Raw genomic sequence first — 15827 nt, forward strand, 5'->3', positions numbered from 1 at the left:
TATGCAGAAACTTTTAATTTGTATTAGTATACTCTTTGCAACTACAGCGTATGCACAAGAACGTGACAGTATTTTATCTTTAGAAGAATATTTAGGTTACGTAAAACACTATCACCCGGTGGTAAAGCAAGCGCATTTACTCACCACAGAAGGTGAAGCCAAACTCTTAAAATCTAGAGGGGCTTTCGATCCTAAACTTTCGGTAGATTATAATCGGAAAAAATTTAAAGGCACAGAGTATTACGATAAGTTAAATACCACCTTTAAAATTCCAACTTGGTATGGCGTAGAATTAAGTGCTAAATATGAAAACACAGAGGGTACTTATTTAAATCCAGAATACAACACCCCAGAAGACGGACTATATAGTGCTGGAGTATCTGTAAATTTAGCGCAAGGTTTACTTACCAATAAGCGTATGGCAACTTTAAAACAAGCCAAATTATACACGAAGCAAGCCGAAGCCAAACGTCAGTTATTAGTTAATGAGTTTTTATACGAAGCCATTGCAACCTATTTTAATTGGTTGAAAAACTATCAAGCCAAGCAAGTGTATGCAGACTATGTAATTAATGCCCAAAACCGATTGGAAAATGTAAAGACCAGTTACTTTGCTGGAGAATATCCTGCGGTAGATACTTTAGAAGCAAGTATTAATTACAAATCCCGTGTATTAGATTATGAGAAATCTAAAATCGGGTATTTAAAATCGACTTTAGAAGTCTCTAATTATTTGTGGTTAGAAAATAATGTACCCTTAGAAATAAGAGATTCTATTGTACCTGATGTAGAAACTATTAATGTTATTGATGTTGTACTTAACAGTTCAATTTTAAACAGTACAGACGAACTGATAGAAAATCATCCTAAGCTTCAGGAATTACAAACAAAAGAAGATATTTTAACCGTAGACCGAAATTTAAAAAAGAACAACTTATTGCCTATTGTTAATTTAGAATACAATTTTTTATCGTCTGATTATGAGCAGTTAGATTCCTTTAGTACTGCAGATTATAAAAGCGGACTTAAAGTGGTATTTCCTTTGTTTTTGAGAAAAGAACGTGGAGATTTAGCGCTTTCTAATATGAAGTTACAAGATATTGCTTATGATATTACTGTGACAAAAGTGACATTAAAAAATAAAATTGAAGGAACTATTCAGGAGATTGCATCATACGGCATTCAATATGATTTACTACAGGATCTAGTTTTCGATTATAAAAACATAGTACGAAGTGAGGAACGTAAATTTAGTTTGGGAGAAGGCTCTCTATTTCTTGTCAATTATCGCGAAGCAAAATTAATTGAAACTCAACTTAAGCAAATCGATTCTGAATATCAATTATTCACAAAAAAATCAGATTTACTACGTGTTTTAAACACCTTGTAAGACTAATTATTATCATAAAAAAATCCCCTAATCTAAATTAGATTAGGGGATTTTTTTGTTTTTTATCTATTACGCTTCTCCACGTGCAGGATAATCTTTATCTATAACAAAATCTATCGATTTTAATAAATCAACAATTTTAGGTCTAGCAAATGGCATAGTTTGTATAGACGACGCATATAACGTTCTATCCGGTCTTATTAAAAATATTGCCGGTTCTATAAACTCTTCTGGTTCATCTTTTATCCCTTTAGAGATGTACAATCCCCAAGATCTAGCTTCTTCAATAGGAAAATCATATCCTAAAGGCACATCGGCTATATCCCAATCGGTATAAGATGCGTTTGCGCGTTCTTTAGAATCTGAACTAATCGCAACCACGTTAACACCTTTAGATTTAAAATCGTCTAAGTGTTCCTGAATAGTCTCTAGATACTTTTTACATACCGGACAATGTTTTCCTCTATAAACAACAACTAGTGTAAAATGTTCTGGCTGCTGTTCGCTAAGTGTCCATTGGGTTCCGTTTAATAAATTTATACTAAGATCTGGTGTTTCTGTTCTTGGTTTAATCATAATGTGTGTGTGTTTTTTAATTAATACGTCTTTTTGATTTGTATTCTACTGAAACTTAGAAATCGTGAATTGCTTCCTCAATTGGTGTGTTTCCTTGTAGAATTCCGAAAGTAGATGTATTGGTAGCATCGTCACGCAACGCCTGTATCAGCGTCTGTGCCACATCATCCCGGGTAATCTCACCATGTTCATCAAAATTTTTAGCTAAATCTATGGTGCCTTGTCCTTCGTTATTATTAAGTGTTCCTGGTCTAACGATGGTATAGTTAAGCGATGATTGTTTTAAAAATTCATCTGCATTATGTTTCGCTTTTAAGTACTCTTGAAGCTGATCGCTAAGTTCTGGTTGATCTGCTCCCATTGAACTTAACATTACAAATTTCTTGATGTTCGCGTTTTCTGAAGCTTTAATCATTTTTATCGCACCATCTTGATCTACTTCCTTCACTTTATTACCACCTGATCCGGCAGCAAAAATTACTTTATCAATGCCTTCAACAGTTTTTGAAACATCTTCTTCTAAATCGCCGTGAACGGTTCTGATATTGTGTGCACTAAAATCTTTGTCTTGTTCTGCATTTCTCACCATAGCTATAGGTTCGAAATCTTGAGATCCTTTTAAATAATTTACTATAATATGTCCTGTGGTACCTGTAGCACCAACTACTAATACATTTTCCATTGTGTTCTATTTTTGATGCAATTTACCCATTACACCTAAAACCAATTGACTTGAAAACGTATAAAACTAACGCAAATCCTATTGTACGTGTTAAATACTTTGAAGATCATAGCAATTTAAAAGCCGATGATCTTCTGAAGATTACTAGTAATAATTAAACCCTTTTAGATGATTTTACCACTCTATTGGACGGTAATCTTTAAGAAATTTTCCACACCAATGTTTTCCCGTATTAATACCATCTAATAATGGGTCCATAACACGTGCAGCACCATCAACAATATCTAAAGGCGGTTGAAAATCGTATTCTACTTGTTTCTTTTTAGCTAATTCTGCTGGATCTTCATCTGTAACCCAACCCGTATCTACAGCATTCATAAAGATGCCGCTTTTTGATAAATCACCGGAGGCCGTATGTGTAAGCATATTTAAAGCAGCTTTCGCCATATTGGTATGCGGGTGTCTAGATTCTTTAAATGCCCGATGAAATTTTCCTTCCATAGCCGTAACATTTATAATGTGTTTTTGTCCCGTATTTTCCTTTTTCATAAACTCTGCCAAACGATTACACAACACAAAAGGGGCGACCGCATTTACCAATTGTACTTCTATCATTTCGGTGGTTTCAATAGCTCCTAATTTTAAACGCCAACTGTTTGTTTTTCTTAAATCGACTTGCTGTAAATCGGCATCCAATTCACCTTCAGGAAACACGTCTTGAGGAACTAAAGTTGTATCAAAACTATATGGTATTTGAGATAATTTAGCTGAAGCCCTTAAACCAATGCCTAGTTCCGGTCCGTGCCAAGTTACAGGCATATTGGCATTAGATGATGCGCCAGAAGTTAAAGACTTTAATTCGTCTAAACAATTAGTATGATCGGAAAGTAGCTCTTGAACAGCTTGTGGTAAAGTCCCTACAGCTTGCTCTTCTTTACTCATTAAATGCGTATAAAAACCAGCAGGACGTCTTACGGTTTGAGCTGCATTATTAATTAAAATGTCTAATCTGTCGTATTTTTGTTCAATATAATTACAAAATATTTCTACACTTGGTATGTGTCTTAAATCCAAACCGTGAATGTGCAAGCGGTCTTTCCATTCATAAAAATCGTCTTCTTTAGCAAAACGTATGGCAGAGTCTACAGGAAACCGTGTAGTAGCCACAACGGTTGCTCCACCACGAAGTAACATGAGTGTAATATGATATCCAATTTTTAAACGTGATCCTGTGATAACAGCCACTTGTCCGTTAACATCTGCCGTTTGAAAGCGTTTAGCATAATTAAAATCGCCACAATCGGTACACATGGTATCATAAAAATGATGCAGTTTAGTATACGGTGTTTTACACACATAACAGTTTCTTGGCGTTTCTAACTCTGGTGTGTTTTTATTTTGTAAATCGGCTGCAGCTAATAATTTAGGCGCCATAAAAATGGGCGTTTCTCTAGCATGGCGTATTCCTGTTTCTTTTCGAGCAACACGATCTTGCTTTTCCTTTTTACGTTTGGCATGCTTTTTAGCATCTTTTTTACGTTTAGCAAATTCCTCTCGACTTGGTCTAGAGAACAAACCTGTAGCTTGAATTAATGCAATTCTTTTTTCCTTAGGAATATCAAAAATTAGATTTGTATCTGTATTTAATTGTTGCAATACATATAAGCAATCATCTATTTGTTTTTCACTTAACACTGCTCCCACTTCACCTTCATTATGTGCTCCCATATATTGACATTTAAGGCGCGAATATAGGCTATATTATTCGATAAATATTAAACGAATTAGGTTGCTTTCTATTTTCATTTCAACAGAGAAATTCAATCATTTATAACGTTCACATCTGTATTTTTTCTGCTATATTTAAGCTTTAAATACCATATAATTTTAAGTACCATTCATTATGCATAGACCTATATACACACGTTATCTACTAATAGTCATGTGTTTATTCAGTGTAACCATGGTGTCACAATCTTTTATTCGTTTAGATACTATGCAATTAGCGGCTGCTAAACAACAAATTATTGAGGGCACGGCTTCACCACAAACATTAGAGGCTTATTCCAAACTTTTACAACAAGCCAGCAGCGTATTAAAACAAGATAATCCTACTGTTATGGATAAAAGTATTGTACCGCCCTCGGGAGATAAGCATGATTATTTAAGTATTAGCCGCTATTGGTGGCCAGATCCAAAACGTCAAGATGGATTGTCTTGGATTCGCTTAGACGGACAAACAAATCCAGAGACTCAAACTGAAGCGGTAGACAGAAAGCGCTTGGCATTAATGGGAAGAGGCGTTTATGTTTTAAGTTTAGCGTATTATTTTACTGAAGATGAAACTTATGCTACTAAAGCCATAAGTATGTTAGATACGTGGTTTATAAATCCTGAGACACTTATGAATCCGCATTTAAAATTCGGACAAAGTATTCCAGGACATCCCAACACAAGACCTTTTGGGATTTTAGATGGTCGATCTATCGTTCAGTTTATTCCAGATGCTCTACAACTGATTGCTACATCTACACAATGGACAATCAATAAACAGACTAAAATGACAGCATGGTTATCTGCTTATTTAGCATGGTTAATAGAGAGTCCGTTGGGGATTAAAGGTAGTCAGCTTACCAATAATCACGGTTCTTGGTATAAATTTCAGGTGACGGCTTTAGCGATGTATTTAGGACAAACGGACTTAGCAAAACAAACTATTGTAGTTACTGAACACAGCCTAGAAAACATGTTAACTGCTGAAGGCGGACAAATACATGAATTGGAAAGAACACGCTCTTTCTTTTACAGTTGTTTTAACCTTGAAGCTTTAACAAGCATTGCCAAAATTGGAGATGATGTAGACATGAATATGTGGAATTATAAGACTGAAAATAATAAGAGTTTATCCTTAGCTTTACAGTATTTAGCGCATGTAGTAAATGGTGCTGAATGGAAGCACGATACTTTAAAAACAGTTAATAAGACAGATTTACTACCTATAGTTGCTGCGTTTTTCGACACTTACAAGACTGAAGATTATCGTACACTTTTACGTTCTATTTTAGCAGAAGTTGATAAAGATTCTAGAGATGCAAATAGTCAAGAGTTTTGGTTGTTCCATCCCGATTTTAAAATTTAATTTACTTTTAAAATTCTTAAAATAGTACACATAAAAAACGCCCATCTTAAATTAAGATGGGCGTTGTATTTTATATAAAAATGTGAATTTAATTCACCGCCACTAATTCAATATCAAATATAAGTACTGCACCTCCAGGAATGGTACCAGATCCATAACGTCCATAAGCTAGATCTGAAGGTATTAATAATGTCCCACTTCCTCCTTCATTAAAATACGATAATCCTTCTTGCCAACCTTCAATCACATTATCTAAATAAAAAGATGACCCATCTGAATTTTCTTCAAACACCTCGCCATCTGAATAATAGCCTTTATAATTAACCGTTACATAAGATGTTTCTGTAGGTTGTGCTCCTGTACCTTGCTCATCTATCACATAATACAACCCAGAATCTGTAGACTGTGCATCCAAGTCATTTTCTGCGATATAGTTTAAAATTTCTGCTTCATTTTCTGCAGCATAATCAATAATTTCAATATCAAATACTAATACAGAACCACCAGGAATAGAATTATAATCAGAGCTTCCGTAAGCTAAATGTGAAGGGATAATAAGTTGTCCCACACCACCTTCGTTAAAGTACGGTAAACCTTCTTGCCAACCTTCAATCACATATTGTAAATAAAAAGAAATGGCTTCATCTTCAGACGAATCAAATATAGTTCCATCAGTATATCGTCCAACATATTTTACTGTAACATCTGATGTTGACGTAATTGCAGCACCATCTCCTTGTTCATCTATTACGTAATACAACCCAGAACCGGTTGCTACAGCATCTAAATTATAAGCTGATATGTAACTTAATATTTCTTGTTCGTTCTCTGCTGTATAATCTTTAGATGACACGAGGTCGTCTGAACTACATGACACAAAAAGCACTACAAAAAGTGCCATACATACTGATTTCATATACTATTCATTTTTTATTTTATAAAAACAAAAATATATAAATGCTGTAGCTAGCCATTAGAAAAACTGTTAAAAATTTAACTATTTTTTAATTTAAAAAGTGTAAAAATTAATAATGATTACCTGTACAAATTTCATTTTTATAAATTTTTTATTCCTCTGTCCATAAAAGAGAAAAGTAAAGCGTAATAAAATGTCTAAAAAACTATATTTGCGCCCATGTGGATGTATTTAGGCTTATTATCGGCCGTATTTTTAGGATTACATAATTTATGTAAAAAACACGCGGTTCAAGGAAACGAAGTTTTTCCAGTGTTATTAGGGACCATTTCTTCTGGATTTTTACTGTTGCTTCCCTTCTATTTAGGATCTCAATATAATCCAGATTACATGAAATCTTTAGGATTTTATATCGAGTCTATTCCCTTGCAAAAGCATGGTTTTATTTTTATAAAATCGGGCATTATGGCTGCATCGTGGGTGTTAGCTTATCAAGCTTTAAAACATTTACCCATTACCATTGTTACACCAATCCGGTCTGCAGGTCCCTTTTTTACTTTTATTGGAGCTATTTTTATTTATCAAGAACGCCCAAATCCATATCAATGGATAGGATTTTTTTTAATTATTGGCTCTGTTATTTTATATTCTAAAATCGGTAAAAAAGAAGGTATTGTTTTTACACGTAACAAATGGATATTCGCTATTATTACAGCAACTTTCTTGGGTGCTTCTAGCGGTTTATACGATAAATTTCTAATTCAAACTTTAACGCTAAATCCGCAAACACTTCAATTTTGGTTTTGTTTTTACACGGTTGCTATATTGTTGGTAATTTTAAGCATTAACTGGTTTCCATATGCTGAAAAAAGACAAGCTTTTAAATTTCGTTGGTCTATTCCGGCTGTTGGAGTTTTACTACAAACAGCAGATTATTTTTATTTTAAAGCCTTACAAGATCCCGAAGCTTTAATTATGCTATTATCGGCCATTAAAAGAAGTCAGATTATTATAGCAGTTGTTATTGGAGGTCTAATATTTAGAGAGCAAAACAAACGTAAAAAATTAGTGCCTTTAGCAGGTATTCTAATCGGCGTATTTCTAATTCTATATTCTTAATGGTGAACCATAAAAAAACCAGCTATAATTTCTTATAACTGGCTTAAAATTAAGAACCAACTTAAAAGGACTTAAAAAAAAACTATTTACTTAAATATGAACTCGCTACTGAAGCACGTTGCACTACATGACTGTTTAATGCATTAACTGCAACTTGAAAATCTGAACTAGAATCTAGAAAGGTATATCCGTCCATTTCTGCTGTAGCATAAGGTTCTATTAGTGATGAATATGTTGAATATTTAGATTGCATGGTATTTACATTAAAATAAGTATCTATAGTATCTTGTACATAAGTATCATATTGTGCTTTGTAGGTGTCATCTGCATATAAATAACCTATTAATGGCCAATTTGAGGTACTAACATCTGAAAAATCTATAGCCACTGCTCCTTGCCCATTCCCGTCTTTTAAAGCTTCATTATTATCCCAAGGAATCCATGATAAGCGTTCGGTATCGGGATTATTATACAGAAAGTAATTATGTGTCATTCTTCCATAGGTATCCCAATTCTGAATCACCGTATTTACAGCTAAATATTTTAAAAATGTATCGGTATCAAATACTGTTTCTAATTCGTCTCGCCAGGCTTCCGGATCTGTTGTTCTGTTATCGGCGTGTAAAGCTGTAAACAAATCTTCAATATCTGTATAATCGGCATCATCTTCATTGGTTTTCTTTACAAACACATCTTCTGTAAATGTTCCTAGAGCAAAACTAGCACCATCACCGTCTGGCTTGTAAAGGTTTCCATCATTATCAGAAAATTGAGTATCTATAACGGTATCATCAACTTCTTCAACCAAAGTATAAACTCCAAAATATTCTGGACCGTCACCATGATCAACATAAACCGTGTAAAATGCTGTATGCGATACCGCTAAACCCGCGTCTCTAAAAACATCTGATGCTACTTTTTCACGTAACATTGATTTGTCATCGTAATTGTTTTTCAGGCTTAATTTTTTAAATCCGTAAAACCGCTGGTTGTCTATTTGCGGATAATCGTCTTCAAATTCATCAAAATCTAATTTAAAAGATAGTTTTAAAATACCTGCCGACCAGCTAGACTGTAAACTTGAATTACCTTTAAAACGAATGCCTACGCGATACCATTCTATACCATTATAAAACACCTCTCCAGGTACAAAAACTGGATCTTCATCAGAATCACTCAAACTAGAATTACTATGTGAACCAAATGTACCATACAAACTTGTCATATTTTCCAGCATGCTATTCCAACGGTCTTCAGAAATTACAAGATCCAAACGTTTTACAGCTTCATCTTCAAAAACTTCATCAAAATCTGGATCGGCATCTTTACTATGTGTGGCCTCGGTCCAATCTGTCGCTTCAAAATCGGTGTCGTCAATTACTATTTCAATACTATCATCCGCCTCTAAATCATCAGATGATGTACTATCATCTGAACAAGAATTCATAAAAACCAATTGCATGGCTATGAAACATGTAATCGTTATTTTTCTCATTCGGAAAATTAAAGTTTGTCGTCAGGCAAATCTCAACATTTTAATCCAGTAAAAATCGAACATTAAGCGGAGTACATTATCTTTTAAGTGAATGCCCATAATTACACTTTAAACGGTAAAAATGGAAATACAATGGGGACTGATCATTCTTATAAACGACTGGAAATAATACTTTAATTACCTTGAATACGCAACCAAAGATCTGATATTAAATGCTTAGCATCAGCTCTGTTCTTTGGTGTTTCAATAAAATTGATGTTGTGATCTGCGTTGGTTTTAATTTCGTATTGAAACACAAAGTTTTCTGCATGAGGTTCCATGCTTAAAGTACCAAATCGTAAATCATTGAAATACAACGTTTCATTATGTTTTGAAATGGTAAACCAACCTTTAGAAATAGCAATCATGCGTTGCAATTTATCATTCTCTTTAAAAGAATCTATATATTCATGATGCTTAGGATAGCTTGTAAACGAGATGGGTTGGCTATCAAAAAACGAATAATGACCGACTAAATATGCCGCTTCGGTATCTACATTTGCCGTCCATAGAATTGTATTTAATGGCGACGGACGTGTGTCTAAATCTGAATACGTTATACCTTGATCTTGTAAAGCCGATTCAAATTTTGAAAAAGCAATACCTTTTAAAAGCACGGTTATTACTAAATAACTTGAACTTAAAATGAGTCCCCATTTATTATAAACGCGTCGTTTTTTAGCTGCTTTATTTTGACGCATCGCTAAGATTACACAAATTATAAACGGTATTGTGTATAGCGGATCGATAACGAAAATAGTTTTATAAGCCACTCGCAAATCTAAAGGCCAAAATAATTGTGTTCCCCAAGTGGTATGCGCATCTAACAACGGATGTGTAATGAAGGCCCAAAAGAATAACCAAGACCAACCTTTTATGTCTTTATAGCGTTCGAATCTGGAAACAAGCCATCCAAAAATAGGAGCAAAAATGATAGAAAACAGTATAGAATGTGTAAACCCTCTATGAATTTCAAGCGCCGTAACTGTATCGGTTACATGAGAAGCCAGCACGTCTAAATCTGGTATAGTACCGGCAATCGCACCATATAACATGGCTTTGTTTCCAACTTTTTTACCTAAAACAGCTTCGCCAACTGCAGCGCCTAAAACAATTTGTGTAAGTGAATCCATAAGTACTTACAAACATACTTGAAGTTATGCATATCACCGCTATTAATTATTCAAATAATTAACTCAATAAAAAGCCTTAAGGTTTTAACTGCCGTGTTTATTCTATAGAATACACTTTCTTCTGAAAACACACAAATCCAATAATGTTCATTAAAATTAAGGCATAACCAAAATAGATTAACACGTATAAAAATGGAATGCTTGCACTATCTATAATAAAAACCATTACGAGTACAATTGTGATCCATAATTGATTGATCCAGAACGCATATTGTGTGAGTTTATAAACACCGTATAATAATCCCATACCTAAAAGGATACCTAAAGTATATATTTCTACTATGCTTTCCATATTAATCATTTGAGTTATTAACTATTAATGAATCAAATGAAATTTTAAAACGGTGATCGTGAACAATTAAATGAGATTTCTTAATCATAATAAGGTTGGTTTGGTGAGTTTAGAAAATAATAGCGAAAACATAAAATCCATTAGGACTTTCTTGTCTCTTTTCAAATGTGATTAAGTTTTATAATAAATCCAAAATTTACAAAGGTAGTCAGCGAGTAGTTTTATATAAAAGGATAAAAATTAAGCACTACCCACCGGGTAGTCACGCCTTATAAACCTAATAATCAACAACTTAAAATGTTTGTGATTTAAGCTCTTCATTCGGACATAAACCTATACGATTAAAATTCTATTCTTCAGAATATGAGTATATGTATTAAAAGTTAAAAAAAACAAAAATTTTACGCTATTTATCTAAACCATAAATGGTTGTGATTAAAAAAAACGTCCTATATTTGTCCTAATTAGACCTAAATCATTCATCTTGTCTCGTAAAATCTTGCATGTCCTTTTTCTTTTAACCTTCATTTTATGCAGAGGTAATGCTCCTATTGATGTCATTCAAGATGAGAAGCCTACAGTAGTGGATAATACAGCATTTGAAAACTCTATTAAGCGACAAGAACGAATTATTCATAATCCAGATTCTAAACCATATGCTATATGCAGAGCATATTATGAGAAATACCTTATTTATAAAGATTTATTCAACTACGATCAAGCTATAGAAAATTTAGATTTAGCGCTAGAGGCTGGACTGAAAACAGATAGAAAAGAAGAGATTGTTGCACAATATAAACTTGAAAAGTTATTGGTTTATTTTGATTTGTTGGAATATGAAAAAGTATCAGAATTAATATCTCAAATTTCAGACGATGATGTTAAGTATTTTAGACCAAGATCACTGTCTTTTTATTGGTTGGTTCTAGCACGTATGGAGATTCGCAAGGGAAATACCAATGAGGCTGATGTATACTTAAATGAAGCTTTGGCAACCTTAATAGAAAATGAGCCGCATCAAGTTCCTCTAGTATACCGTAAAAAAATAGAATTATATAAAAGTTTAGGGCAACACGATAAAGTAATAGAAAGTTTTGAAACGGGATTGGCCTATGCCAAAAAACATCAAATAAGTGCTTATGAGCTTGGACTATATGATGACATGATTAATTATTATTCTGAAATGGGTGATTACAAAAACCCAAAATATATAGAAGCTGTACAACAGGTAAAAAAATTAGCTACTGCTCACGATGGAACAAATAGAAGTAGTAAGTTATTAAGAGTAGAAAAAGAGCTATTACAAAAGCGAAAACAACTTGAAGTAGAAAAAGAAAAACGTAATAGAAATCTATTAATTGCACTTATAGTGGCCCTTAGTATTGTGTTGCTTTTATTATGCTATTTTTATAAATGTGCAAAAGACAAACGTATACTCGCTGAACTTGAAACGAACAACATGCGTGATGAGCTTGAACGTGTTACAAAAGAACTAAACGAGTCTGGACAAACTAAATTAGACCTTAATGATTACAATCTAACCGAAAGACAACTTCAGATTATAGATTTAGTAAAACAAGGGAAATCTAACAAGGAAATTGGTGAAGATTTATTTATTTCTGTAAATACGGTAAAGTATCATCTAAAAATTATATACGAAGTTTTAAATATTAGTAACCGCTCAGAACTATAACTTCATTCTTCTTTACAATGACTTGGAAATTATAATTGATTTCTGAGTTAAGCGTTTATAAAAGTGAAAACCCAACCTTTAAATGCTATTAAAGATTGGGAATTCTGGATTCAACAATTTATTAAAACTAAAAAACAACTCAAATTAAAATTCATTTGGATTTTATGCACTACATGTGTGCATCGAACCAAAAATCGATTACCACTGGTCCATTTTCATCACCATCCATAGGAGGTTGTTGATCTTGAGACTGACCACCACGACCACCGCCGCCTGATCCGCCGCCACCTCCAGGAGGTCCTCCACCGCTTCCACCTGGTCCACGTTGTTCGCTTCCAAAATCTTCGGTTCTATCTTCTGTACTCGATTTTTCCTGTTGTGCCGTTACAACACCTATTTTAAGTTTAGAAAAGTCTTGTTTGCTCTTTTCTTTAATTTTCTCTTTAGGTAAGGTTAATTGATAATTTAAAACACCATCTTCAACATTGTACGAATATGTTGCTATAATTCCTAAACGGTTTAACAAGACATTAAAATAATCTGTATTATCATAACATAAAAACACAGCATCTTCAGAAAAATAATCATCTACAAGTGTTTTTATATCCTGACGCATTTGCATCACCTCTGCCTCGGTCTGAAAATCGTTTTCAGGCGCTGCTTCAGGTTTCTTTGCCATTTTTAGCGGCTCTTTCGGATAGGTTATAGCTACTTTTTTCTTCTCCTTCCCTTTCAGATCAAAATATACTGTAAGACCGTGATGTAAAATAGACTGTATTGTTCTTGGGTCTTCTGTACTTATATTTAAGGTAATATTGGTCTGACTATCTGTAACCTGGTATTCAATATTGTCATTAAAAACCGAAATGGTATCTAATAGAATAAGAGATTTCTCTGCATGTGCATATACAGAACCCATAGCACCAAACACCATGAGGACAAATATGATCGCTTTCATTATACAATGTGTTATTATTATAATATAAAAGTAATGGGCTTTGCTAAGGTGGGAAAACAATATATACTAATAGCAAGATTAAATCTATGAATTAGGCTATTGTAAAGATGAGGTTTTTGGACAATAGAAATATAAACGTCTTAACCGTTTAAAGAGTTTTGATTTATAAACTCTAAAAACTTAGGCTTATATTGTTCTGATACCGTAATGCGTTGTTTATTGATTATAATCTGACTGCGCTCTACAACTTCTATATTTTTAAGCGACACGATAAACGAACGATGCACTCGCATAAATTCTGAAGAAGGAAGTTCTTCTTCTAGCGATTTTAAACTCATTAAGGTTAAAATAGGTTTCGGGTTATCTTTTATCCAAATTTTGATGTAATCTTTTAAACCTTCAAAATATTGAACATCGGCAAGCTTAATCCGTAATTGCTTGTATTCAGATTTTACAAAAAGGAATTCTTTTTTATCTGTAGTTGGAGGCGTTTTAACGGTATCTGAAGTCGATCCTTTAAGCAAATTAAACCATGTTCTCGCTTTATTAGCTGCGTTTAAAAACTCGGCATAATCAAAGGGTTTTAATAGATAATCTAAAGCTTCAACCTTAAATCCTTCTAAAGCATATTGATCGAATGCTGTAGTGAATATAATACGTGTGTCCTTAGAAACCATTTTTGATAATTCCAAACCTGTTAAGTCGGGCATCTGTATATCTAAAAACAAAACATCTGCAGTTTCTGTTTGCAGATATTCCATAGCATCAATAGCACTACTACACTTTTTTTTAAGAGCTAAAAAGGGTGTTTTTTCTACGTAACTTTCAACTAAATTAAGTGCCATTGGCTCATCATCTACAATTACACAACTCAGTATTAAAGTTTCCATAGGCTATTAGGTTTCTATTTGTAAATCTACAAAAAATCGTCCATTTACAACCTCTGATTTAAACACATGTTTATTCGGATATAACAGTTGTAAACGTTTTCTCAGATTTTGTAATCCAATACCAGAACCGCTTTTATCATTTGTTTGCTTAGGATAATTATTATTTACAATTTTAAAAATCACAACATTGTCTTTTACAGACATATGAATAAAAATTTCACTTTCTTTATTGGCAGAAATGCCGTGTTTAAAGGCATTTTCTATTAAAGATATAAATAAAAGCGGTGTAATTGTTATGCCATTATGACCTTCTGGAAAAGTAGAAATAACTTGTGTTTTATCTGAAATACGCAATTTCATGAGCTCTAAATACTTCTTCATAAAATCAATTTCTTTAGATAAAGGCACCTTTTCAGTATTTGTTTCATACAATAAATACCGCATGAGTTTACTTAAGCTATGAATGGTCGATTTGGCTTGCTCTGGAGAAATGTCGACTAAAGAATAAATATTGTTTAACGAGTTAAAAAAGAAATGTGGCTGTAATTGGTAACGTAAATGTTGTATTTCTGATTGTAATTTTATGTTAGTTGCTTCCTTACGTTCTGCTTCTGTAGCCACCAAACGTTTAGTGGTTTTTAATGCTATAGAAAATAATAAAGGTGCAAAATACGATAGCATTTGCATGTAAATAAACATTTCGAACGGTGGTTTGCCATTTTCTTTTCTAAGATCATTTTCTACTAATTCTTTAAAGAAAGCTGCTTCGATAAGTTCTTTAAAAACCAGGAAAAACGTTATAAAAATTACGTTTATGATAATAAAATGTATCGTTTTTTTTGTGAACAGATACTTATCTATAAAATAGAAAAAATTTAAATAGAAAATCATGGCATAAAACACTAAGGGTAACCAAAAGTGCGCAATGATTCTATTGATATCTCGCTCTTGCTGATAAGACAGGAAGTAAGGCATACTAAAAAGGACTAACCAAACTAGAATGTGAGAAAATATGACAATATATTTATTCTTGTGCATTAGATTTTTATTTAAACAAACACCATTTAAAAGATGTTTTACGATTTAAAACATATAATAAAATCCAGATATTAGAATCAAAAACACTCCATATTTTCCTTTACCTGTAACGTATTCATCTAAAATTTCAAGCTTAGATGCCATAGGCTTCCATTTATATGAACTTCAGATGAATACTTCAAAGGTAAAAACATTTACTTTCTTTTCTTTAGATAATAGATGTTTTGGTGTGTTGGCTATATGAAAGTGTCAATTTTATCGATGGTATAAACCCTCAATTTTTACATGTGATAACTATAGAACTAGTGGTTAATTGTTACCAAGCGCTAAGTATAACTGAATAACAGCTTGTAATTCTTGAAGTTTATCACTCACGTCATCAATTTGAGCAGATAGCAAACAGTTTT

The 15827-nt window shown here is 33.1% G+C and carries 14 protein-coding genes; 4 read left to right on the top strand and 10 right to left on the bottom strand.

The features are described 5' to 3' along the window. Window position 1: 1 nt before the first annotated feature. Window positions 2-1390, top strand: coding sequence for a TolC family protein (locus tag AST99_RS11540; protein ID WP_083495672.1), 1389 nt, complete (start codon window positions 2-4; stop codon window positions 1388-1390). Between the two features lie 69 nt (window positions 1391-1459). Here AST99_RS11540 and AST99_RS11545 read toward each other — a convergent pair whose 3' ends face one another. The 3 genes from AST99_RS11545 to AST99_RS11555 form a co-directional block, all read right to left on the bottom strand. Then, window positions 1460-1966 (bottom strand): peroxiredoxin-like family protein, encoded by a 507-nt coding sequence (locus AST99_RS11545; protein ID WP_057781990.1) that lies wholly within the window; start codon window positions 1964-1966, stop codon window positions 1460-1462. Between the two features lie 55 nt (window positions 1967-2021). Then, on the bottom strand, window positions 2022-2648 hold the full coding sequence (locus tag AST99_RS11550; protein ID WP_057781991.1) for an SDR family oxidoreductase: 627 nt from the start codon (window positions 2646-2648) through the stop codon (window positions 2022-2024). Between the two features lie 174 nt (window positions 2649-2822). After that, on the bottom strand, window positions 2823-4376 hold the full coding sequence (locus AST99_RS11555; protein ID WP_057781992.1) for an SDR family NAD(P)-dependent oxidoreductase: 1554 nt from the start codon (window positions 4374-4376) through the stop codon (window positions 2823-2825). A 175-nt stretch (window positions 4377-4551) separates the two neighbouring features. Here AST99_RS11555 and AST99_RS11560 point away from each other — a divergent pair, with 175 nt between their 5' ends. Next, window positions 4552-5787 (top strand): alginate lyase family protein, encoded by a 1236-nt coding sequence (locus AST99_RS11560; RefSeq protein ID WP_057781993.1) that lies wholly within the window; start codon window positions 4552-4554, stop codon window positions 5785-5787. Window positions 5788-5875: 88 nt separating this feature from the next. Here AST99_RS11560 and AST99_RS18990 read toward each other — a convergent pair whose 3' ends face one another. Then, the gene (locus AST99_RS18990; protein ID WP_069727842.1) at window positions 5876-6703 is read right to left on the bottom strand and encodes an FKBP-type peptidyl-prolyl cis-trans isomerase; all 828 of its coding nucleotides are present in this window, start codon (window positions 6701-6703) and stop codon (window positions 5876-5878) included. 219 nt (window positions 6704-6922) lie between these two features. Here AST99_RS18990 and AST99_RS11570 point away from each other — a divergent pair, with 219 nt between their 5' ends. Next, the gene (locus tag AST99_RS11570) at window positions 6923-7822 is read left to right on the top strand and encodes an EamA family transporter (RefSeq protein ID WP_057781994.1); all 900 of its coding nucleotides are present in this window, start codon (window positions 6923-6925) and stop codon (window positions 7820-7822) included. 82 nt (window positions 7823-7904) lie between these two features. On the opposite strand, the gene AST99_RS11575 is transcribed toward AST99_RS11570, so the two are convergent. From AST99_RS11575 to AST99_RS11585, 3 genes are all read right to left on the bottom strand, one after another. Further along, entirely contained in the window at window positions 7905-9317 is a 1413-nt protein-coding gene (locus AST99_RS11575; protein WP_057781995.1) for a CotH kinase family protein, read from the bottom strand. Window positions 9318-9490: 173 nt separating this feature from the next. After that, the gene (locus tag AST99_RS11580; RefSeq protein WP_057781996.1) at window positions 9491-10489 is read right to left on the bottom strand and encodes a metal-dependent hydrolase; all 999 of its coding nucleotides are present in this window, start codon (window positions 10487-10489) and stop codon (window positions 9491-9493) included. A 97-nt stretch (window positions 10490-10586) separates the two neighbouring features. Continuing rightward, window positions 10587-10841, bottom strand: a complete 255-nt coding sequence (locus AST99_RS11585) for a hypothetical protein (RefSeq protein WP_146035196.1) — start codon at window positions 10839-10841, stop codon at window positions 10587-10589. A 484-nt stretch (window positions 10842-11325) separates the two neighbouring features. Here AST99_RS11585 and AST99_RS11590 point away from each other — a divergent pair, with 484 nt between their 5' ends. After that, window positions 11326-12534, top strand: coding sequence for a helix-turn-helix transcriptional regulator (locus AST99_RS11590; RefSeq protein ID WP_057781998.1), 1209 nt, complete (start codon window positions 11326-11328; stop codon window positions 12532-12534). Between the two features lie 169 nt (window positions 12535-12703). Here the strand turns inward: AST99_RS11590 and AST99_RS11595 are convergent, their stop codons facing one another. From AST99_RS11595 to AST99_RS11605, 3 genes are all read right to left on the bottom strand, one after another. Continuing rightward, window positions 12704-13492, bottom strand: coding sequence for a hypothetical protein (locus AST99_RS11595; protein ID WP_157486373.1), 789 nt, complete (start codon window positions 13490-13492; stop codon window positions 12704-12706). Window positions 13493-13632: 140 nt separating this feature from the next. After that, window positions 13633-14382 (bottom strand): LytR/AlgR family response regulator transcription factor, encoded by a 750-nt coding sequence (locus AST99_RS11600; protein ID WP_057782000.1) that lies wholly within the window; start codon window positions 14380-14382, stop codon window positions 13633-13635. A 6-nt stretch (window positions 14383-14388) separates the two neighbouring features. Further along, complete coding sequence (locus AST99_RS11605) at window positions 14389-15420, bottom strand: sensor histidine kinase (RefSeq protein WP_057782001.1); 1032 nt, start codon at window positions 15418-15420, stop codon at window positions 14389-14391. Window positions 15421-15827 lie beyond the last annotated feature (407 nt).

This window comes from Formosa algae (genome assembly GCF_001439665.1).
In the GTDB taxonomy this organism is placed as follows: Bacteria; Bacteroidota; Bacteroidia; order Flavobacteriales; family Flavobacteriaceae; genus Formosa; species Formosa algae.

Excerpts from the sequence above, each read along its gene's own strand:
- AST99_RS11585 (WP_146035196.1), bottom strand. The coding sequence starts at position 10,841 with ATGGAAAGCATAGTAGAAATATATACTTTAGGTATCCTTTTAGGTATG.
- AST99_RS11545 (WP_057781990.1), bottom strand. The coding sequence starts at position 1,966 with ATGATTAAACCAAGAACAGAAACACCAGATCTTAGTATAAATTTATTA.
- AST99_RS11540 (WP_083495672.1), top strand. The coding sequence starts at position 2 with ATGCAGAAACTTTTAATTTGTATTAGTATACTCTTTGCAACTACAGCG.
- AST99_RS11550 (WP_057781991.1), bottom strand. The coding sequence starts at position 2,648 with ATGGAAAATGTATTAGTAGTTGGTGCTACAGGTACCACAGGACATATT.
- AST99_RS11605 (WP_057782001.1), bottom strand. The coding sequence starts at position 15,420 with ATGCACAAGAATAAATATATTGTCATATTTTCTCACATTCTAGTTTGG.
- AST99_RS11570 (WP_057781994.1), top strand. The coding sequence starts at position 6,923 with ATGTGGATGTATTTAGGCTTATTATCGGCCGTATTTTTAGGATTACAT.
- AST99_RS11560 (WP_057781993.1), top strand. The coding sequence starts at position 4,552 with ATGCATAGACCTATATACACACGTTATCTACTAATAGTCATGTGTTTA.
- AST99_RS11595 (WP_157486373.1), bottom strand. The coding sequence starts at position 13,492 with ATGAAAGCGATCATATTTGTCCTCATGGTGTTTGGTGCTATGGGTTCT.
- AST99_RS11600 (WP_057782000.1), bottom strand. The coding sequence starts at position 14,382 with ATGGAAACTTTAATACTGAGTTGTGTAATTGTAGATGATGAGCCAATG.
- AST99_RS11580 (WP_057781996.1), bottom strand. The coding sequence starts at position 10,489 with ATGGATTCACTTACACAAATTGTTTTAGGCGCTGCAGTTGGCGAAGCT.
- AST99_RS18990 (WP_069727842.1), bottom strand. The coding sequence starts at position 6,703 with ATGAAATCAGTATGTATGGCACTTTTTGTAGTGCTTTTTGTGTCATGT.
- AST99_RS11555 (WP_057781992.1), bottom strand. The coding sequence starts at position 4,376 with ATGGGAGCACATAATGAAGGTGAAGTGGGAGCAGTGTTAAGTGAAAAA.
- AST99_RS11575 (WP_057781995.1), bottom strand. The coding sequence starts at position 9,317 with ATGAGAAAAATAACGATTACATGTTTCATAGCCATGCAATTGGTTTTT.